This window comes from Nonomuraea sp. NPDC050663 (assembly GCF_044456985.1).
Classification (GTDB): Bacteria; Actinomycetota; Actinomycetes; order Streptosporangiales; family Streptosporangiaceae; genus Nonomuraea.
Map to the genome: position 1 here is coordinate 295,166 of NZ_JBITGL010000001.1, position 18,313 is coordinate 313,478.

Below are 18,313 nucleotides of genomic sequence, written 5' to 3' on the forward strand. Positions count from 1 at the left end.
GCATGGACCTCACCTACATCGGCGGCCCCACCGCGACGATCACCCTCGGCGGCGTGCACCTCGTCACCGACCCCACGTTCGACCCGCCCGGCCACTACCCCGTGGGCAGCGGCCTGACCAAGACGGCCGGCCCGGCCTTCGTGCCGGAGCGCGCCGACGTGGTCCTGCTCTCCCACGACCAGCACCCCGACAATCTCGACACCTCGGGCAGGGCGTTCCTGGAGCAGGCGCCCCTGGTCCTGTCCACGGGCTCGGCGGCCGAGCGCCTCGGCGGCGCCGTACGAGCGGTGCCGAACTGGACGGCCGTCGAGGTCGAGCGGCCCGACGGCGGCATGCTGACGATCACCGGGGTGCCCGCTCAGCACGGCCCCGACGGCACCGAGCACCTGGTCGGCGAGGTGACCGGTTTCGTGCTCTCCGGCGAGGGCCTGCCGGTCGTCTACGTGAGCGGCGACAACGCCTCGCTCGACGTGGTGAGGCTGATCGCCGGCCGGGTCGGGCGGGTGGACGTGGCCGTGTTGTTCGCGGGCGCGGCCCGCACCAAGCTGCTCGGCGACGCCGACCTGACGTTGTCGAGCGCGGCGGCGGCCGAGGCGGCCAGGGTGCTGGGCGCGGGCGCGGTGGTGCCGCTGCACTTCGAGCAGTGGGAGCACTTCACGCAGGGCAGGGAGTCGCTGCGTGAGGCGTTCGCCGGGTTCGAGGGGCTGCACCTGCTGGAGCCCGGCGAGTCCGTCACGTTGTGAGCGGGTGCGCCACCCACACGTTGGGCTCCACGTAGACCGCGTGGTCGTGGTCGAGGTCGACGTGCACCGGCACTAGGGCGCCGTCGACCGCCACCGCCCCGCTCCGCTCGAACGCCGCACCCCGCCACCCCTGCCATTCGGCGAGGGTGCCCGACACGGTCATGGAGCGTGGTGCGACCTTGACGATCCGCCCGCCGGCGCGCACGTGCACGCGCAGCCAGGGGTCGTACGGCAGGCCGTCGTCGCGGGTGCGGAAGGCGTACTCCGCCATGGGCGTCAGCGGTTCGAGGTGCTTGCGGTTGGGCCGGACGGGCGCGACGAGCTTGCCGAAGCCGAGCCTGGCGGCGTTGGCGCGCATGGCGGCGAGCATCATGCCTGACAGGCCCCGGCCGAGCAGGTCCTGCCGGACGGTGATCTCCAGCGCGGAGATCCGGTCGGGGGCGACGCCTCGCTCGCGTGCCAGCCATCCGCGCCTGATCACGCCGTCCCACCCGTCGTCGGGCAGGTCGTCGCCGCTCATCGTGAACGGCATGGAGCAGCCGCGCGCGATGAGCCTGCCCGGTTCGGTGTCGTCGTCGGCGACGAGCACGTAGTCGGCGTACTGGCGCTCGCAGAACGGGTAGTACAGGTCGGCGAGCGGGTCGTGCATCATGAACTCCGGCCAGATGTTGTCCATCTTCCAGAGGTCCGCGGCGAGCTCAGGGCGTTCTGCGAGGGTGGTGACGCGGAGAGCCATGGGCGTGATCTTCGTGCACCGTTCACGCCGGCGCAACGCGGAGGGCGTGTCCCTACCGATCATCCGGGGCCTTCGCGCATATTGCTTGCTATGTGGAACATCGAGGAGTTCGTCGACGCGGCCGGCATCGCGGTGGAGGAACTGGCCGCCTACGTGGACGAGAGCCAGCGTGGAGCGGTCCCGGTGCTCGCCAGGCGCCCGCCGGGGGAGCTGGCCCGGATGCTCGGGTTGCGCGAGTGGATCGCGGAGGGCGGGATGACGCCCGAGGCCTTCCGCGAGTTCCTGCGGTGTTTCCTGCGCGAGGGCACCCGGCTGCACCACCCGGCCTACCTGGCGCACCAGACCGCCTCGCCCGACTTCCCCGCGGCGCTGGCCGACTTCGTCCACGGGGCGACGAACAATCCGATGGCCATCTACGAGATGGGGGCGGCGGCGGCCACCGCCGAGTTCGAGGTGCTGCGCTGGATGCTGGCCAAGGTGGGCTTCCCCGAGGGCGGGGGCGTGCTCACGCACGGCGGGTCGCTGGCCAACCTGACGGTGATGCTGGCGGCCAGGGCGCGTGCCGTACCCGAGGCCTGGGACGAGGGGGTGCCGGGGGATCTGGTGGTGCTGGCGCCGCCGTCGGCGCACTATTCGGTGTCGCGGGCGGTGTCCATCCTCGGGCTCGGGCAGCGGGCGATCGTGCCGCTCGCGACCGATGAGCTCGGCCGGATCGACACCGGCAGGCTGCCCGACATCGCGGGGAAGAGGGTGATGGCGCTCGTCGCCGGAGCCTGCGCCACCGGCACCGGCCTCCACGACGACCTGCGCACGATCGGTCGCTGGTGCCGCGAGCGCGACGTCTGGTTCCACGTCGACGCAGCCCACGGCGCCTCGGCCCTGCTCAGCCCCGGGCACAGCGGCCTCCTCGACGGCATCGAGCTGGCCGACTCGGTGATCTGGGACGCCCACAAGATGTTGCGCACCTCCGCCCTGGCCGCCGCCGTGCTCATGCGGCGCGAGAGCGACCTGGACGCCGCCTTCCAGCAGGAGGCCAGCTACCTGTTCTACGGGGACCAGGGCTTCGACCTCATCAACCGCACCGTCGAGTGCACCAAGGCCGAGCTCGGCCTGAAGATCTTCCTCAACCTCGCCTGGCGCGGCGAGCGCGGCCTCGGCGACTACGTGGCCGGGCAGTACGCCACCGCGCACCGCTTCTGGGAACTGGGCCGCGACCGGCCAGGCTTCGCCTTCCCGTACGAGCCGGAGAGCAACATCGTCTGCTTCAGGTACGGCACCGGCGACCAGGCCGTGTTGCGGGAGCGCCTCATGGACTCGGGCCGCTTCCACCTGACCTCGGCCGAGCTCGGCGGCGTCAGGCACCTGAGGATCACGGTGATGGCGCCGGCGACCGACGACAAGACCTTGGAGGCGCTGCTCGACGCGGTGGCGGAGCATGGCTCGCCTGGTGGCAGCATGGAGGAGTGAGTCATGCCTTCGCCATGCTGGTGGATCTGGTCGCCGACGGCGGTGTCGTGGTGCTGAGCGGTGCGGGCCTGTCGACCGAGTCGGGCATCCCCGACTACCGGGGTGAGACGGGCCGCGCGCGCAAGGGCGAGCCGATGACCTACCAGACCTTCGTGGGCGGCGCCGCGGCCCGGCAACGTTACTGGGCGCGCAGCCACCTGGGCTGGCAGCACATCGCGCGGGCGGCCAGCAACGACGGCCATCGGGTGGTGGCCGAGCTGCAGGCGATGGGCCTGGTCTCGGCCGTGATCACGCAGAACGTCGACGGCCTGCACCAGGCGGCGGGCGCCAAGCAGGTGGTCGAGCTGCACGGCAGCCTGCACCGGGTGCGGTGCCTGTCGTGCGGCGAGCGTTCGAGGCGCGAGCGCCTCGACGAGCGGCTGCGTGCGGCCAACCCGGCGTGGACGGCGATGCTGGGTGCTCCCGACGGCGACGCCGGGGTCAATCCCGACGGTGACGCGGCCGTCGAGGATTCCCTGGTCGCGAGCTTCCAGGTGGTCGACTGCGAGAGTTGCGGCGGCCTGCTCAAGCCGGATGTGATCTTCTTCGGCGAGAACGTCCCGCGCCCGCGCGTGCAGGAGTGCTTCGAGCTGACCGAGTGCGCGGGCACCCTGCTGGTGCTGGGCTCCTCGCTGACGGTGATGTCGGGCTACCGGTTCGTCCGGCGGGCGGCCGAGCACGACATCCCGGTCGCGATCATCAACCAGGGCCCGACCCGTGGCGACGGCGACGCGCTGCTCTCGCTCGACGCGCCGCTCGGCGCCACGCTCACCCGGCTGCTGGCGGAGGTGGCCCAGCCGCCCTGCTAGGCCTGGATCCAGCCGTCGAGGCCGGTCATGAAGTCGTCGAACAGGTGGCGGTGGATGGTGTGCTCCGCGCCGGTGACCGTACGGACCTCGAAGCCCTTCTCGGCCAGCTCGGCGGCGTAGGCGGGCGCGACCAGGAAGCTGGGGTCGGCGAGCTGGACGAGCGAGGGCACGACGGGCGCGGGGGTGAAGTCGGATCCGGCGACCTTGCTCAACGACAGAGCTGTCCGCGGGTCCCAGTGCTTGAGCATCTCGACCTCGACGGCGACCTCGTCGGCGGAGAAGCCGGGGTGCATGGCGGCGATCTGCTCGCCGGTCAGCGCGGCGGCGGCGGCCATCATGTCGGTGAGCGGCACGCCGCCCTCCATGATCGGCAGGCGCCAGGCGGGGTCGGAGTAGATCGCCCTGCCGGGCCGCAGGCGCTCGACCGCCAGGCCGAGGGTCAGGCCGCCGAGCGAGTGGCCGATGGCCAGGTCGGGACGGGCGGGCAGCGACTCGACGACGGAGGAGGCGAACAGCTCGGGCGGGTAGTCGTCGGCGCGCGGGCTCAGGCCGTGGCCTGGCAGGTCGACGGCGATGACGCGGTAGCCGCGCCCGGCCAGCGCGGGCCCCACCCGCCACCAGCATCGTGAGTCGGCCATGATGCCGTGGATGACCACGGCGAGCCGGTCGCCGTGGCCCCATTCGCGAGTGTTCAGCTTCACGGAAGCCCTCCATCGTTTATACGTATAAGCACTTGATAGCATGACAGGAGTGACTGAGGACATTCAACGTCGGCCTCCGACCAGTGTCGACGTTGCCAGGGCCGCTGGGGTCTCGCAGGCGACGGTTTCCTACGTGCTCAACGACAACCCCAACGCCCGGGTCAGCGAGAAGACGCGCGAGCGTGTGCGCGAGGCGGCCGAACGCCTCGGCTACGTTCCGCACGCCAGCGCCCGCGCGCTGCGCACCGGGCACAGCGGCCTCGTGCTCCTCCCGCTGCCGATGGCCAGAACCGGGCGCCTGGCCCAGGAATGGCTCGACGCGCTGGGCGACGCGCTGAACGACGCCGGATACACCCTCGTCTACTACGGCGAGCGCAAGCTGAAGGGCATCGCCGCCGCGCGCGACTGGGCGGCGCTGCGCCCGGTCTCGATCATCGTCGACTCCGAACGGCTCACCAAGGCCTCGGTGGAGCTGCTGAAGTCGTCGGGCACCCGCGCCGTCTTCGGCATCGGCTCCGAGCCGTCGCCCCTGGTCCCCTCGATGGTCCTCGACCACCGGCAGGTCGGCGAGCTCGCCGCCCGCCACCTCGTCGAGCGCGGCTGCAGGCGGCTGGGCGCGATCGTGCCGCGCGAGGCGGGCATCGACGCGATGGGCGCCAACCGCTGGCGCGGGGTGTGCCGGGTCGCGCCCGACGCCGTCCGGCTCGACCTGGCCTTCTCCGAGGAGGAGGCGCGCGAGCTGGTGGCCGGGGGAGACCTGCCCGACGGCGTCTTCGCCTACAACGACGAGTACGCCATGCTGCTGATCAGCGCCCTGCACGACGCCGGGCTGCGGGTGCCAGGCGACGTGGCCGTCGTGGGCGCCGACGACCTGCCGATCGCCTCGCTGATGCGGCCCCGCCTGACCAGCGTGCACTTCGACCCGACCGCCAACCCCTCCGAGCTGGTGACGATGCTCGACGAGATCGTGCGCGGCGAGCGCGAGGCCGCCGACGGCGCCGTCGTCGACCTGTTCGCCCCGCGCCTGGTGGTGCGCGAGAGCGCCTGACCCGCCCTAACGCGCGAGGTCTGACCTGCCCCGGCGCGAGCGTGCCCGGGCTGGTCCGGGAAGGCGTTTTCCGTGTACGGCAGGCGAACCGCTGTGCGGTAACAACTTGGCCGCGCGTCTTGTCAGCCCCTTCACGGCGACCTACAGTCCAGAGCAATCGTCGGGTGATACGTATCACCACACGTTTGATCAGGAAAGGTCACCCCTATGACCCAAGTGCAGGGTGCAACCCCCTCCGCCGAGACCGGCTACCGGCTCGGCCCGCTGTACCTGACGCTGCCCCTGGCGAACATCGCGCTCTTCATGCTGTGGATGGGCATCGGAGGATTCGTCCTGCCCGTGCACGTCCAGCGGATCACCGGTGAGAACAGCGTCGCCGCACTGGGCCTGGCCAACACCATCGGCCCGCTGATGGCCACGATCGCCAACCCGATCTTCGGCCAGATCTCCGACCGCACCCGCTCCCGTTTCGGCCGTCGCAGCCCCTGGATCCTCGCCTGCGTGGCGGTGGGCATCATCGCCCTGGCCGTGCAGGCCAGCGCGAGCACCGTGCTGATGCTCGGCATCAGCTGGGCCGTGGTTCAGATGATCATGAACGGCTACCAGGCGGCGATCACCGCGATCATGCCGGACCGGGTGCCCGCCAACCGCTACGGCACCTTCTCCGCCCTGGTCGGATTCGGCGTGCCGATCGGCACCGTCGTCATGTCGAGCCTGTTCATCGCCTTCCCGCAGCTCGCGGCCGGCGGCGCGTACTACCTGATCATGGCGGTCCTGGCCGTGGCGGCGCTGGCCATCGTCTTCGTCAGCCCCGACAAGTCGTCGGCCGGCCTGCCGCGCGAGCCGTTCAACCTCGGCGAGTTCATGGCCGGATTCGTCCGGCCGATGAGGAGCGCCGACTTCCGCTGGGCCTTCATCGGCCGCTTCGGCATCATGTTCGGCTACATGGTCATCTTCACCTTCAACCTCTTCCTGCTCGAGGACTACATCAAGATCCCGCGCGAAGAGGTCATCTCGAAGATGGGCATCCTCGCCCTCATCGGGCAGGTCGCCACCATCGTGGCCGTCATGGTGATCGGCCCGATCTCGGACCGGATCAACCGCTTCAAGCTCTTCGCCCTGATCTCCGGCCTGGCCGCGGCGGTCACCCTGGCGGTCCCGCTGTTCCTGCCGACCTTCAACGGCATGATCATCTACAACATCCTGCACGGCATGGCCCTGGGCGTCTTCATGGCCGTCGACCTGGCGCTGATCACCAAGGTGCTGCCCAACCACGCCGAGGCGGGCAAGGACATGGGCGTCATCAACATCGCCAACGCCGGTCCCCAGATCCTCGCGCCCTCCATCGCCGCGTTCCTGGTGCTCAACCTGGGCGGCTACACGACGCTCTTCTACGTCGGCATCGCGGTCTCGCTCATCGCGTCGTTCGCGGTGGTCAAGATCAAGGGCGTCCGGTAGCTCCGGGGATCTTCCCGTGCGTGCCGTACAAAGGAACCATGACCGAACTCGACGCCCGACTGAGGGCCGTGGTGGACCTGATCGCAGCCGACGCCAGGGAGTACGGCGGCCGGCACGAATACGACGGGAAGATCCAGGACCTGTCCCCGTCCGGGGTGAGAGCGGGTCTGGCCCGGCTCGGGCAGGGCGACGAGCCCGGCGACGAGCACGACGCCGCGCATCTGAGGGTCTTCGAGGAGGCGCTGCGGGTCCAGCTCGGCGAGCTGGAGCTGCATCGCAAGAACCCCCTGGTGCACCTCAGCAACCTCGACCTGGCCTGCTACGACCGCGACTACGCCCCCGCCGGGGAGCGCGAGCGGGCCAAGGCCGAGCACCTGGCGTTGTGGCCGGAGGCCGTACGGCAGGCGGTGGAGTCGCTCGACCAGCTCAGCGCCCCGGTGGCCGAGTCGCTGCTCGGAGCGGCGAAGGGGGTCGGCACCGGGGTCACCGACGACAAGGCCCTGCTGGCGCACCGCACCCTGGTCGCCCACATCGAGAAGGCGGCGGCCGAGGGCTCGCCCGACGCGGCGCTCGGCGGCCCGGCCCTGGCCAGGCTGATGGGGGCCAGTGAAGGCCTGGAGGTCGACCTCGGCAGGCTGGCCGAGCGGGCCGACGCCGAGCGCGACCGGCTGATGGCCAGGCTGAGGGAAGGCTGCGAGAAGCTCGGCAGGAAGGGCGAGAACCCGCTCGACGTCGCCCGCGAGCTGGTCAAGCGGCACCCCGACGCCGACGGGGTGATCGAGGCGGCCAGGATCGGCACGGAGAAGGCCATCGCCTTCACCCGCGAGAAGGACCTGGTGCCCTACCACGACGGCGAGTGCCTCGTCGGGCTGGCGCCCGAGTCGCGCCGGTGGGGCATGGCGATGATGAGCTGGAACGCGCCGGGCGAGCCAGACGGCCCGTCGTGGTACCACATCACCCCGCCCGACCCGAGCTGGCCGCAGCACGAGCAGGAGGAGTGGCTGGAGGTCTTCAGCGACACCACGCTGCCCGCGATCAACGTGCACGAGGTCGCGCCGGGCCACTTCTCGCACGGCAGGGCGCTGCGGCACGCGCGTTCCGACGTGCGCAGGCTGCTGCACTCCATGTCGTTCGCCGAGGGCTGGGCGCACTACGCGGAGGAGCTCTGCGTCGAGCAGGGTTTCGAGGCCGACGACCCGCGCTTCGAGATCGGCGTCTGGCTGGAGGCCCTGCTGCGGGTGACCCGGCTGGCCTGCGCGATCGGCGTGCACACCGGCCAGATGACGGTCGAGGACGGCGCGCGCCGCTTCGAGAGCGACACGCACCTGGCCGGACCGGCGGCGCTGTCGGAGGCCAGGCGCGCGAGCTTCGACCCGACCTACGGCCGCTACACCTGGGGCAAGCTGGTCATCATGGATCTGCGCGACCGGTACCCCGGATCGTTGCAGCAGTTCCACAAGGCGATGCTGGATCTGGGATCACCACCGCTTGGCTTGCTGGACGGGATCCTCTAACGTCGATCCCAAGCGTGCGCTTGGGAGGCATGGGATGCGGGAGCTCTCCGGCAAGGTCGCCGTCGTCACGGGCGCGGCGAGCGGGATCGGCAGGGCTCTCGCGCTCCGCCTGGCCGCCGAGGGCATGACCCTCATGCTGGCCGACGTCGAACCCGGCGGGCTGGCGCAGACGCAGGCCCTGGCCAAGGGCGCCAAGGTGCTCACCCAGGTGACCGACGTCTCCGACCGTGCGGCCGTGCACCACCTGGCCGACCGCACGTTCGGCGAGCTGGGCGCGGTGCACCTGCTGTGCAACAACGCCGGGGTCTTCCAGGGCGGCCACATGTGGACGCGCGACCCCGACGACTTCGCCTGGCTGCTGGGCGTGAACCTGTGGGGCGTGCTCCACGGCATCCACGCCTTCGTGCCCCGCATGATCGAGCAGGACACCGAGGGGCACATCATCAACACCGTGTCGATCTCGGGCCTGTTCGCCGCGCCGTACAGCGGGGCCTACTCGGTGACCAAGTACGCCGCCTTCGCCGCCTCGCAGTCGCTGGCGCAGGACCTGGCGATGGTCGGCTCGAAGCTGAAGGTGACGGCGTTGTGCCCCGGCGGGGTGCAGACCGGGATCAACAGGTCGGACCGGGTGCGGCCGTCGGACCTGTCCACCACCCGCACCCAGGACGAAGGCGACTCGCTGAAGATCATCGACGGCATCGTGGAGCGGGGCATGGACCCCGCCAGAGTGGCCGACATCGCGGTCGAAGCGGTGCGTGAGGAGAGGTTCCTCGTCTTCACCCATCCCGGCTACGGCGAGGGGCTGCGCGGGCAGACCGAGGCGCTGCTGGAGGGGAAGTTGCCACCGTTGCCGCTCTACGAATAGCGCGCCGATACACTTGGGGCACCGCATTCACCTTGCTTGGGGGTCTTCTCGGTGTCTGATTTTGACACGGTGCTCGTAGTCGACTTCGGCGCGCAGTACGCGCAGCTGATCGCCAGGCGGGTCCGTGAGTGCCACGTCTACTCCGAGATCGTCCCTTCGACGATGCCGGTCGAGGAGATGCTCGCCAGGAAGCCCAAGGCGATCATCCTGTCCGGCGGCCCCTCCTCGGTCTACGCCGAGGGCGCGCCCGCCGCCCCTGAAGGCCTGTTCGACACCGGGGTGCCGACCTTCGGCATCTGCTACGGCTTCCAGATCATGGCCCAGGCGCTCGGCGGCGAGGTCAAGCGCACCGGCACCGCCGAGTTCGGCGGCACCGACCTCGACGTGACCCGCGAGGGCGTCCTGTTCGCCGGGCTGCCCACCAAGCAGAAGGTGTGGATGTCGCACGGCGACGCCGTCGCCGCCGCGCCCATCGGCTTCACGGTGACCGCCTCCACCCCCGAGACCCCCGTCGCCGCCTTCGAGCACCCCGAGATGGGCCTGTACGGCGTGCAGTTCCACCCCGAGGTCCTCCACTCCGACCACGGCCAGGCGGTGCTCAAGCACTTCCTCGAGGCCGCCGGGTGCCGGCCCAGCTGGACCATGCTCAACATCGTCGAAGACGCCGTCGAGGCGGTCCGCAACCAGGTCCAGGGCGGCCGGGCCATCTGCGCCCTGTCCGGTGGCGTCGACTCGGCGGTCGCCGCCGCGATCGTGCAGCGCGCCATCGGCGACCGGCTGACCTGCGTCTTCGTCGACCACGGGCTCCTGCGCAAGGGCGAGGCCGAGCAGGTCGAGCGCGACTTCGTCGCCGTCACCGGCGTCAAGCTGCGTGTGGTCGACGCCTCCGACCGTTTCCTGAAGGCGCTCGACGGGGTGACCGACCCCGAGGAGAAGCGCAAGATCATCGGCCGCGAGTTCATCCGCGTCTTCGAGGACGAGCAGCGCGCCATCATGGCCGACGGCCCCGTCGAGTTCCTGGTCCAGGGCACGCTCTACCCCGACGTGGTGGAGTCCGGCGGCGGCACCGGCACCGCCAACATCAAGTCCCACCACAACGTCGGCGGCCTGCCCGACGACCTGCAGTTCTCCCTCGTCGAGCCGCTGCGCACCCTGTTCAAGGACGAGGTGCGCCGCGCGGGCGAGGAGCTCGGCCTGCCCGCCGCCATGGTGTGGCGCCAGCCCTTCCCCGGCCCCGGCCTGGGCATCCGCATCGTGGGCGCGGTGACCCGCGACCGACTCGAGATCCTGCGCGAGGCCGACGCGATCGCCCGCGAGGAGCTGTCGCGCGCCGGCCTCGACCGCCACATCTGGCAGTGCCCCGTCGTGCTGCTGGCCGACGTGCGCTCGGTCGGCGTGCAGGGCGACGGGCGCACCTACGGCCACCCCGTGGTGCTGCGGCCGGTCACCTCCGAGGACGCGATGACCGCCGACTGGGCGCGCGTGCCGTACGACGTGCTGTCGCGCATCTCCACGCGGATCACCAACGAGGTCCGCGAGATCAACCGCGTCGTCGTCGACGTCACCAGCAAGCCCCCGGGCACCATCGAGTGGGAGTAATTCCCTCATATCTGGCCGAGCATCGGGTACACCTCCGGCGAAGGAGGGGCCATGAGGAACATCGTGTCCTGGCTGCTGCTGTTCGCCGCCGCTGCCCTCACCGTGGCGGGAGCCGTGCTGGGCTGGCTCTACCTGGCGGTGCGCTGGGCGATGGCGGTGAGCGTCGTGGCGTTGCTGGCCTTCGCCGCGGTCGTCCTGATCGGCGCCATGAGGGGCAGCAGACGTAGCTGAGCTGCCGGGCGCTCAGGCCCCGACCGGCAGCGTGGCCTCGGCCTGCGCCTCCGGCGTGCTCTTGCGCGGCAGCAGTGTCAGCGACGCCACCAGGCCGAGGGCGATCACGACCCCCGCCGCGACGAAGGCCGCGTGATAGCCGGCCATCAGCTCGGCGGGAGCCGTCGAGCCACCCGTGCGGGCGGAGGCGATGGCGATCAGTACGGCGATGCCGATCGAGATGCCGACCTGCTGCGTCACGTTGAACAGCCCCGAGGCGAGCCCAGACTCCGAGGGCGCGGCCTCCGCGGTGGCGGCGACCGTGGCCGCGACGACCACCAGGCCGAAGCCGAAGCCGGTGGCCACCTCAGGGCCGAGCAGGCCCGTCAGGAAGGTGCTGTCGAGACCCAGCGTGGTGTACCAGACGACGCCGGCCAGGATGAAGGCCATGCCGGTCGATGCGGTGGCGCGCAGCCCGAAGCGGGCCACGGCCCGGCCGCCCAGCAGCGAGGCGGTCAGCGCGATGGCGACCGCGATGGCGACCATCGACAGGCCGGACTCGGTGGCGCTGTAGCCGAGGATCAGCTGGGTGTAGAGGGTCAGGACGAAGAAGACCGCCTGCATGGCGAAGACGACCAGGAACATCACGGCGTTTCCCGCGCGCAGGAGCGGCCGGCGGAAGATGCCGAGCGGCATGAGCGGGCTGGACGAGCGTGCCTCGATCGCGACGAAGGCGGCCAGCAGGATCACCGCCACGGCCCCGGCCGGGACCGACGACTCCGAGAAGGCGTAGATCATCAGGCCGAGGCCGAGCGTCGAGGTGACCGCCCCTGCCACGTCGAACCCGCCGCCGCGTGCCGTACGGACATCGGCGGCCAGGACCGCCATCGCCAGCACCGGGACGATCACGCCGACCGGCACGTTGACGAAGAAGACCGAGCGCCAGCCCCACCCGTCGGTGAGCAGACCGCCCAGCACCACGCCCGCCGCGCCGCCCACGCCGCCGACCGCGCCCCAGACGCCCAGCGCCTTGTTCAGGGCGGGGTCGTCCTTGAACGTCGTCATCACCAGGGCCATCGCCGCGGGCGCGACGAGCGCTCCCGCCAGCCCCTGGACGGCACGAGCCGCGATCAGCACCACCCCGTCACCGGCCAGCCCGCCCGCCAGCGATGCGGCCGCGAACAGCAGCATGCCCGCCATGAAGACGCGGCGCCTGCCCAGATAGTCGCCCAGCCGGCCGCCGAGCAGGAGCAGCCCGCCGAACGTGAGGGAGTAGGCGGTGGTCATCCATGACAGGTCCTGGGCGGTCAGGCCCAGCTCCCGGCCCATGGGCGGCGACGCGATGCCGATGATGGTCAGATCGAGGATCAGGACGAACTGGGTCGCCGCCAGCAGGGCCAGCGCGCTCCACTTGCTTCTCACGAGGACTCCTAAGGACACCTTTTGTAACAGTGGCCATGATGTGTGACCATCGAGTTCTCCCGGAAGAAGGCACTTTCATGTCCCAGAGGCACACCGCTGTACCAGACGAGCTCAGGAGCCTTGCCGACGCCGACGCGCTGATCGACGCCGGATACTGCCCGATCCCGCCGCGCGAGATCCTCGACACCATCGGCGGCAAGTGGGCGATCCAGCTCATCGTCGCCTCCGCCCGCGGGCCGATGCGCTTCACCGAGCTGGAGCGGCTCATCGAGGGGATCAGCCGGCGCATGCTGACGCTGACCCTGCGTCACCTGGAGCGTGACGGGCTGCTCAAGCGCACGGTGTACCCGACCGTGCCGCCGAAGGTGGAGTACGAAGCCACGCCGATGGCGCTGGAGCTCTACGAGGCGATGCTGACGCTGACTAACTGGTCACAGAGGCATAGTGCTTGCGTGGCTCGCTCACGCGAGGACTACGACGCACGGCGAGCTTCCTGACGACGCGCAGGCGGGGCGCCGGGGTGGTGCGCCGCGCGCGAGAGGGCGCAGGGAGACGCCACACGCACACGAAGCCCCCGGTGATGGGCAGCCGCCGCCACCGGTGCGGGCCGTCGTCCGGAACCGGGGCTGGAACCGGGGCCGGGGCGGGCGGGGGAGGCGCCTCCATTGGGACGGGCGTGATCTCCACCTCGGGAGCCGGGCGCGGGATGGGGACCGGGGAGGGCCGCTCCTCAGGAGGCGCCACCACCGCCCGCCGTACCGCCCCCTGCCGTGCCGCCACGGCGACGGAGACCGCCGCCTGCCGTACCAGCCGCATGACGCTGACCACGAGCAGCGGCAGCACCAGCACGCCCACCACGATCGGTGAGGCCATGTAGCGGAAGTCCTGCGCCGAGATGTTGGCCAGCACCGCCAGCTGCTGCCCCGCCACGATGGCCGCCACGGCGACCACCGCCTTGCGGCGGGCCGCCCAGGCCGCCAGAGCGGCCGCCAGGTAGGTGAAGTAGGCCCACAGTGCCCCGCGCCACATCAGCCAGTCGACCGGGTAGGTGGTCTCCAGCCATACGTTGAGCCCCTGGTTGAGCCACTGCGCGGCCGGCCGCAGCGTGAAGACCTCGGCGCGCCCCGGGAAGTCGGTGACCTGGTACGGCCCGGTGTAGTCGTCGGCGTTGGCACGCCTGGAGAACATGTACGTCCAGCCGTCCTTCTGCGTCAGGTCGGCGGTCACGCGCCAGGCGATCGCGCCGCGGCACAACCGGGCGTCGATCACCTCGCCGGTGCGCTCCAGCAGCAGCCGCCGCCACATGTCGAGCAGCGCGGCGGAGTTGGCCTCGGCCTGCTCCCAGCTGAAGTCGCGGCGCCAGATGAGATCGTTGATCGACGCGCAGCTGCCGCCGCCCTCCCACCAGCGCGACAGCGGTGCGACGCGGCCGAGCACGCTCACATCCTGATGGCTGAAACGTTCGGGGTGCTGCCGGTAGGCGTGGGCCAGGTCGCCGTAGGCGGTGTGGTAGACGTAGGTCGCGCTGGGCGCCTGGATGCCGGTCGAGGGGAAGACCAGGTTGTTCAGCAGCAGCGGCACGGCGGCGGCCACGGCGCCGACCAGTGCGAGCCGTACCCTCATGGTCCTGGTCACCAGGAGCAGCACGACGACGGCGACGGCCACGACGAGGAAGCCGTTGGCGCGGAAGAGCCCCAGCCCGGCGAAGAGGGCGGCGAGCCCGAGCAGCGTGCGCCCGTTCATGCCGCGGCAGGCGACGGCCGCGACGGCGATGGCGCAGATGGTGAACGGCACGTCCTTCCACAACGCCACGGTGAACGCGCCGACCGGTGGCAGGAGCGGCAGGAGGATCGCCACGGCCGTCGTGGTCCGCGGGGGAGCGCCGATGCGGGTGAGCGACCGCGCGAGGAAGGTGAGCGCGCCCGCCATCGCCGTGGTCTGGACGAGGGTGAGCGCGCCGAGGTCGCCGGTGCGGGTGAAGCTGAGCCACATCAGCGCGTCGTAGAGCACCGAGTGGTCGCTGACCCAGGGGCCGGCCATGGTGTGGCTGAGGTACAGGACCGAGTCGCGGCTGAACAGGCCGGGGTAGAAGGCGGCCCACCAGATGAGGAGGATCGCCTGGATCGCGCCGAACGTCGCAAGCGGCGTTCTCACGATCCGGCGCACGGCGTCACTCACTTATCAGGACTTATCCGGATTACGAAGGGTACGCCTCGCCCGGGGCGAGCTTCCTCTTGCCCAGCAGCGTCGAAACGGTCACCAGGTGGTAACCACGCTTCTTCAGCTCCTTGAGCACCTCGGGCATCGCCTTGACCGTGGCCGGCACCGGGTCGTGCATGAGGATCACCCCACCCGGCCTGGCCAGCTTGAGCACCTTGTTGCGGATCCGGTCCTTGTCGCGCAGGCTCCAGTCGAGCGTGGTGTCGGTCCACTTCACCTGCGCCAGCCCCAGCTCCTGGGCCAGCAGCAGCACCCGCTCGTCGCTGTGGCCGTACGGCGGGCGGAAGGTCCTGGGCCGCACCCCGGTGGCCTGCTCGATGACATCCTGAGTGGAGCTGAGCTCACCCAGGACATGCTCGTCGGGCATCGTCGGCAGACTCGGATGCGACCACGTGTGGTTGCCCACCTCGTGCCCCGCCCTGACGATCTGCGCGGCCACCTCGGGCCGTTTCTCCACCGACTTGCCGACCAGGTAGAAGGTCGCCTTCGCCTTGGCCTTCTTCAGCGTCTTGAGCAACGTCGTGGTGTAGGGGCCGGGGCCGTCGTCGAAGGTCAGCGCCAGGCACTTCATCTTCGCGCAGTCGACCTTGGCCGGGGCGGCCTGAACCGGGGTCATGGCCAGAGCGAGCGCCATCAGTCCGTTTACGAGCACACGACCATTCTTCCAACTCTTTTACCGATGTGCGGCTAGGGCTTGCGCGCCCTGAGGAAGAGGGTGACGCCGGGAAGCGACTTCACCGGCAGGTGGCGCTCCACTGCGACGATCATGCTCAGACCGGTGTTGACCAGCGGCGACAGCTCTTCGAGATCGCTGCCCGTGGAGCGTCGGCGCCGCACGGCGACCACCGGCCGCAGCAGAACGTTCCAGCTCCATACCCGTTCGATAACGAGTCCGGCTCGCACGATCACATCGACCAGCTCTTGCCTGGTGTAACGCCGGACATGACCCACCGCGACGTCGTGCTGCGACCACAACCTCATGTCGCACGGCACCGCGATCAGCGCCGTGCCGCCCGGCCGCATCACACGCACGATCTCCGCCGCCGCCCGGTCGTCCTCCTCGATGTGCTCCAGCACGTCGAAGGCGGTCACCAGGTCCTTGCTCGCGTCGTCGAAGGGCAGCTCGCGGGCGTCGGCCCAGACCGCGTCGATGCCGCGCTCCCTGGCCACCTCGACGGCCACCTCGGAGAAGTCGGTGGCGGTCGCCTCCCAGCCCGCCGCCAGCATCACCCGCGTGTTGCCGCCCCCCGCGGCGCCGATGTCGAGAGCCCGCCCAGGCCGCAGCGACCGCAGCTCCTTGCGCAGGATCGCCCGCCGCTCCCGATACCACCAGTGCGTGTCCTCGAGCTCGACCAGACGCCTGATCTCCGTGCTCTCCATCAGCTCTTCTTGCGGAAGACTCGCAGGTCGTTGCCGTAGACGACGCGGTGGGCGGTTTTGGCGACCTCGGTGGTGAGGCCGTGTTCGGCGGCCCAGGTCTCGATGGTGGCGACGGGGATGGGGTAGATCCATTCGCGGGCGATGATGAGGTCGTGCAGGCGGCAGAAGAAGTTGCGCCAGCGGGGGCGCATGCTCATGTCTTTGTAGATGAAGATGCCGCCGGGTCGGACGGAGTCGCAGGCTTTGGCGAAGACGTCGCGTTGGTGGGCGATGGGGACGTGGTGGATGACGTCTTGCATGCTGACGACGTCGTAGGTGCCTTGGGGCCATTCGGTGCGGGCGTCGCGGCGTTCGTAGGTGAGGGTGGAGCCGGTGTGGGTGATGTGGGCGGTCATCTTCTGGGCGAGGCTGATGGCGACGTCGCTGGGGTCGAAGCCGTGGCCGGTGATCTGGCGTCCGCGGGCGGCCATGAGGGCGAGGGACAGGCCTGAGCCGCAGCCGATGTCGAGGACGGTGGCGCCTTGGGGGACGAAGCCGACGACTTCTTCGAAGGGGCAGACCAGGACGCGCAGGCGTTGTTTGAGTCGCAGGGCTTTGGGGGCGTCGATGTAGAGGTTCCAGGCGTCCTGGATGAGGAGCTTCCTGTCGAACACCTCGGTGCCCAACGGGATGGGGTCTGCGGACACGACAGTACTCCTTGGTGGCGGGTGCGCGCGCGTGACGAGACGCTACCGCCTGACCGGGGTCAGGACCAATGTGGAGCGCGGATGCGCTGGTCAGCCGCCGATGACCACGCGCTGGACGCCTTTCCACAACGCGGGGTCGGTGACCCGCCGCCCGTCGACCAGCACCCGCACCGAAGGCAGGTCGCTCGCCGCCAGCACGTGGTAGTCGGCGTGGTCGGCCTGCACGATCGCCGCCTCCACCGGCTGCCCGCCGTACGGCACCAGCCCCAGCGCCCTCAGCTCGGCCGCGCCGTACAGCGGGTCGGAGACGTACGGCACCGCCCCGCGCTCGAGCAACGCGCCCACGACGCCGAAGACCCCCGAATACGCGCTCTCCTTGACGCCGCCCCGATAGGACGCGCCCAGCACCAGCACCTCGACCTCCGACAGCTCGCCGTACGCCGCGGCCAGCAGGTCCACGGTGTGGCCGGGCATCGCGGCGTTGGCCGCCCTGGCGGCACGCACGACGCTCGCCGACGGGTCGTTCCACAGGTACATCCGCGGATACACCGGCACGCGGCTCCCGCCGACCGCGATCCCCGGCTGGTGGATGTGGCTGTACGGCTGGCTGTTGCACGCCTCGATCACCCGCATCACATCCACGCCCAGCGCCCCCGCGTGCAGCGCGAACTGGTTGGCCAGGGCGATGTTCACATCGCGGTAGGTCGTCTCGGCCAGCCTGGCCAGCTCGGCCGCCTCGGAGGAGCCCAGGTCCCACACCCCGTTGGGCCGCGGCAGGTCGTCGCGCTCGTCGAAGTCGAGCACCGCCTCGTAGAAGGCGCACGCCCTCCGCGCCGACTCCCCGTCGACCCCGCCGACGAGCTTGGGGAAGCGGCACAGGTCGGCGAAGACCCGTCCGGTGAGCGCCCGCTCAGGGCTGAAGGCCAGGTGGAAGCCGGAACCCTGGGTGAGCCCCGATCCCAGCTCCAGCAGGGGAGCGCAACGCTGCCTCGTGGTGCCGACCGGCAGGGCCGACTCGTAACAGACCAGCGTGCCCAGCCGGAGCCCGGCGGCGATCTCCTCGGTCGCGGCGTCCATCGCCGAGAAGTCGGGCACCCCGGCGGCATCGACCTCCAGGGGCACCACCACCACGACCACGTCGGCCGTGGCCACGGCCTCGCGCGTGCGGGTGGTCGCGCGGAGCACACCGTCGCCGACCGCCCGCTTGAGCATCACGTCCAGGTCGTGCTCGCCAGGGACGGGCTCCAGGCCCTGGTTGACGAGGCCGACCACGCGGGGGTCGATGTCGGCGCCGATGACCTGGTGGCCCTTCGACGCGTACTGGACGGCCAGGGGCAGGCCGATCCTGCCCAGACCGACCACGCAGATTCTCACTGATTCCTCCGGCGAAGGGCGGTCGAAGTCCGCAACGGACAG

At 70.7% G+C, this 18,313-nt stretch carries 18 protein-coding genes; 10 read left to right on the forward strand and 8 right to left on the reverse strand.

All coding sequences use genetic code 11. The features are described 5' to 3' along the window. The first annotated feature begins 2 nt into the window (after nt 1-2). Nucleotides 3-743, forward strand: coding sequence for an MBL fold metallo-hydrolase (locus ACIBH1_RS01580; RefSeq protein ID WP_397311587.1), 741 nt, complete (start codon nt 3-5; stop codon nt 741-743). On the opposite strand, the gene ACIBH1_RS01585 is transcribed toward ACIBH1_RS01580, so the two are convergent. Beyond that, a complete protein-coding gene (locus ACIBH1_RS01585; protein ID WP_397311588.1) occupies nt 733-1,479 on the reverse strand; it encodes an N-acetyltransferase in 747 nt (248 codons plus the stop codon). The genes ACIBH1_RS01580 and ACIBH1_RS01585 overlap by 11 nt on opposite strands. Nucleotides 1,480-1,569: 90 nt before the next feature. Here ACIBH1_RS01585 and ACIBH1_RS01590 point away from each other — a divergent pair, with 90 nt between their 5' ends. After that, entirely contained in the window at nt 1,570-2,946 is a 1,377-nt protein-coding gene (locus ACIBH1_RS01590; protein WP_397311589.1) for a pyridoxal phosphate-dependent decarboxylase family protein, read from the forward strand. A gap of 14 nt (nt 2,947-2,960) precedes the next feature. Beyond that, nucleotides 2,961-3,794: an NAD-dependent protein deacetylase gene (locus tag ACIBH1_RS01595; protein WP_397312178.1), complete on the forward strand. Its 834-nt coding sequence runs from the start codon at nt 2,961-2,963 to the stop codon at nt 3,792-3,794. Here the strand turns inward: ACIBH1_RS01595 and ACIBH1_RS01600 are convergent. Further along, nucleotides 3,791-4,495 carry an alpha/beta fold hydrolase gene (locus tag ACIBH1_RS01600; protein ID WP_397311590.1) on the reverse strand — a complete coding sequence of 235 codons (705 nt, stop codon included), beginning with the start codon at nt 4,493-4,495 and terminating at the stop codon, nt 3,791-3,793. The two genes, ACIBH1_RS01595 and ACIBH1_RS01600, sit on opposite strands and share 4 nt — an antisense overlap. A gap of 40 nt (nt 4,496-4,535) precedes the next feature. Between ACIBH1_RS01600 and ACIBH1_RS01605 the strand changes: the two genes are divergently transcribed. The 6 genes from ACIBH1_RS01605 to ACIBH1_RS01630 all read left to right on the forward strand — a co-directional run bounded on the left by ACIBH1_RS01605 (nt 4,536) and on the right by ACIBH1_RS01630 (nt 11,210). Further along, the gene (locus tag ACIBH1_RS01605; RefSeq protein ID WP_397311591.1) at nt 4,536-5,543 is read left to right on the forward strand and encodes a LacI family DNA-binding transcriptional regulator; all 1,008 of its coding nucleotides are present in this window, start codon (nt 4,536-4,538) and stop codon (nt 5,541-5,543) included. A gap of 207 nt (nt 5,544-5,750) precedes the next feature. Next, complete coding sequence (locus ACIBH1_RS01610) at nt 5,751-7,001, forward strand: MFS transporter (protein ID WP_397311592.1); 1,251 nt, start codon at nt 5,751-5,753, stop codon at nt 6,999-7,001. Between the two features lie 38 nt (nt 7,002-7,039). Beyond that, nucleotides 7,040-8,515 (forward strand): DUF885 family protein, encoded by a 1,476-nt coding sequence (locus ACIBH1_RS01615; RefSeq protein WP_397311593.1) that lies wholly within the window; start codon nt 7,040-7,042, stop codon nt 8,513-8,515. Between the two features lie 34 nt (nt 8,516-8,549). Beyond that, on the forward strand, nt 8,550-9,380 hold the full coding sequence (locus tag ACIBH1_RS01620) for an SDR family NAD(P)-dependent oxidoreductase (RefSeq protein WP_397311594.1): 831 nt from the start codon (nt 8,550-8,552) through the stop codon (nt 9,378-9,380). A 51-nt stretch (nt 9,381-9,431) separates the two neighbouring features. Further along, the gene (gene guaA / locus ACIBH1_RS01625) at nt 9,432-10,979 is read left to right on the forward strand and encodes a glutamine-hydrolyzing GMP synthase (protein WP_397311595.1); all 1,548 of its coding nucleotides are present in this window, start codon (nt 9,432-9,434) and stop codon (nt 10,977-10,979) included. Nucleotides 10,980-11,030: 51 nt separating this feature from the next. After that, nucleotides 11,031-11,210: a hypothetical protein gene (locus tag ACIBH1_RS01630; protein ID WP_397311596.1), complete on the forward strand. Its 180-nt coding sequence runs from the start codon at nt 11,031-11,033 to the stop codon at nt 11,208-11,210. 12 nt (nt 11,211-11,222) lie between these two features. Here ACIBH1_RS01630 and ACIBH1_RS01635 read toward each other — a convergent pair whose 3' ends face one another. Then, nucleotides 11,223-12,611 (reverse strand): MFS transporter, encoded by a 1,389-nt coding sequence (locus ACIBH1_RS01635; RefSeq protein WP_397311597.1) that lies wholly within the window; start codon nt 12,609-12,611, stop codon nt 11,223-11,225. 77 nt (nt 12,612-12,688) lie between these two features. Between ACIBH1_RS01635 and ACIBH1_RS01640 the strand changes: the two genes are divergently transcribed. Continuing rightward, on the forward strand, nt 12,689-13,108 hold the full coding sequence (locus ACIBH1_RS01640; RefSeq protein ID WP_397311598.1) for a winged helix-turn-helix transcriptional regulator: 420 nt from the start codon (nt 12,689-12,691) through the stop codon (nt 13,106-13,108). Here ACIBH1_RS01640 and ACIBH1_RS01645 read toward each other — a convergent pair. The 5 genes from ACIBH1_RS01645 to ACIBH1_RS01665 form a co-directional block, all read right to left on the reverse strand. Further along, nucleotides 13,035-14,765: a hypothetical protein gene (locus tag ACIBH1_RS01645; RefSeq protein ID WP_397311599.1), complete on the reverse strand. Its 1,731-nt coding sequence runs from the start codon at nt 14,763-14,765 to the stop codon at nt 13,035-13,037. The two genes, ACIBH1_RS01640 and ACIBH1_RS01645, sit on opposite strands and share 74 nt — an antisense overlap. Before the next feature lie 43 nt (nt 14,766-14,808). After that, complete coding sequence (locus ACIBH1_RS01650) at nt 14,809-15,483, reverse strand: polysaccharide deacetylase family protein (RefSeq protein ID WP_397311600.1); 675 nt, start codon at nt 15,481-15,483, stop codon at nt 14,809-14,811. A 35-nt stretch (nt 15,484-15,518) separates the two neighbouring features. After that, nucleotides 15,519-16,211: a class I SAM-dependent methyltransferase gene (locus tag ACIBH1_RS01655; protein WP_397311601.1), complete on the reverse strand. Its 693-nt coding sequence runs from the start codon at nt 16,209-16,211 to the stop codon at nt 15,519-15,521. Next, entirely contained in the window at nt 16,211-16,897 is a 687-nt protein-coding gene (locus ACIBH1_RS01660) for a class I SAM-dependent methyltransferase (protein ID WP_397311602.1), read from the reverse strand. Before ACIBH1_RS01660 ends, ACIBH1_RS01655 begins: the two co-directional genes overlap by 1 nt. A 90-nt stretch (nt 16,898-16,987) precedes the next feature. After that, nucleotides 16,988-18,271 carry a nucleotide sugar dehydrogenase gene (locus ACIBH1_RS01665; protein ID WP_397311603.1) on the reverse strand — a complete coding sequence of 428 codons (1,284 nt, stop codon included), beginning with the start codon at nt 18,269-18,271 and terminating at the stop codon, nt 16,988-16,990. Nucleotides 18,272-18,313: the final 42 nt, after the last annotated feature.

Coding starts and splice junctions, on each gene's coding strand:
- ACIBH1_RS01655 (WP_397311601.1), bottom strand. CDS start 16,211: ATGGAGAGCACGGAGATCAGGCGTCTGGTCGAGCTCGAGGACACGCAC.
- ACIBH1_RS01595 (WP_397312178.1), top strand. CDS start 2,961: ATGCTGGTGGATCTGGTCGCCGACGGCGGTGTCGTGGTGCTGAGCGGT.
- ACIBH1_RS01610 (WP_397311592.1), top strand. CDS start 5,751: ATGACCCAAGTGCAGGGTGCAACCCCCTCCGCCGAGACCGGCTACCGG.
- ACIBH1_RS01620 (WP_397311594.1), top strand. CDS start 8,550: ATGCGGGAGCTCTCCGGCAAGGTCGCCGTCGTCACGGGCGCGGCGAGC.
- ACIBH1_RS01590 (WP_397311589.1), top strand. CDS start 1,570: ATGTGGAACATCGAGGAGTTCGTCGACGCGGCCGGCATCGCGGTGGAG.
- ACIBH1_RS01580 (WP_397311587.1), top strand. CDS start 3: ATGGACCTCACCTACATCGGCGGCCCCACCGCGACGATCACCCTCGGC.
- ACIBH1_RS01615 (WP_397311593.1), top strand. CDS start 7,040: ATGACCGAACTCGACGCCCGACTGAGGGCCGTGGTGGACCTGATCGCA.
- ACIBH1_RS01640 (WP_397311598.1), top strand. CDS start 12,689: ATGTCCCAGAGGCACACCGCTGTACCAGACGAGCTCAGGAGCCTTGCC.
- ACIBH1_RS01605 (WP_397311591.1), top strand. CDS start 4,536: ATGACAGGAGTGACTGAGGACATTCAACGTCGGCCTCCGACCAGTGTC.
- ACIBH1_RS01585 (WP_397311588.1), bottom strand. CDS start 1,479: ATGGCTCTCCGCGTCACCACCCTCGCAGAACGCCCTGAGCTCGCCGCG.
- ACIBH1_RS01630 (WP_397311596.1), top strand. CDS start 11,031: ATGAGGAACATCGTGTCCTGGCTGCTGCTGTTCGCCGCCGCTGCCCTC.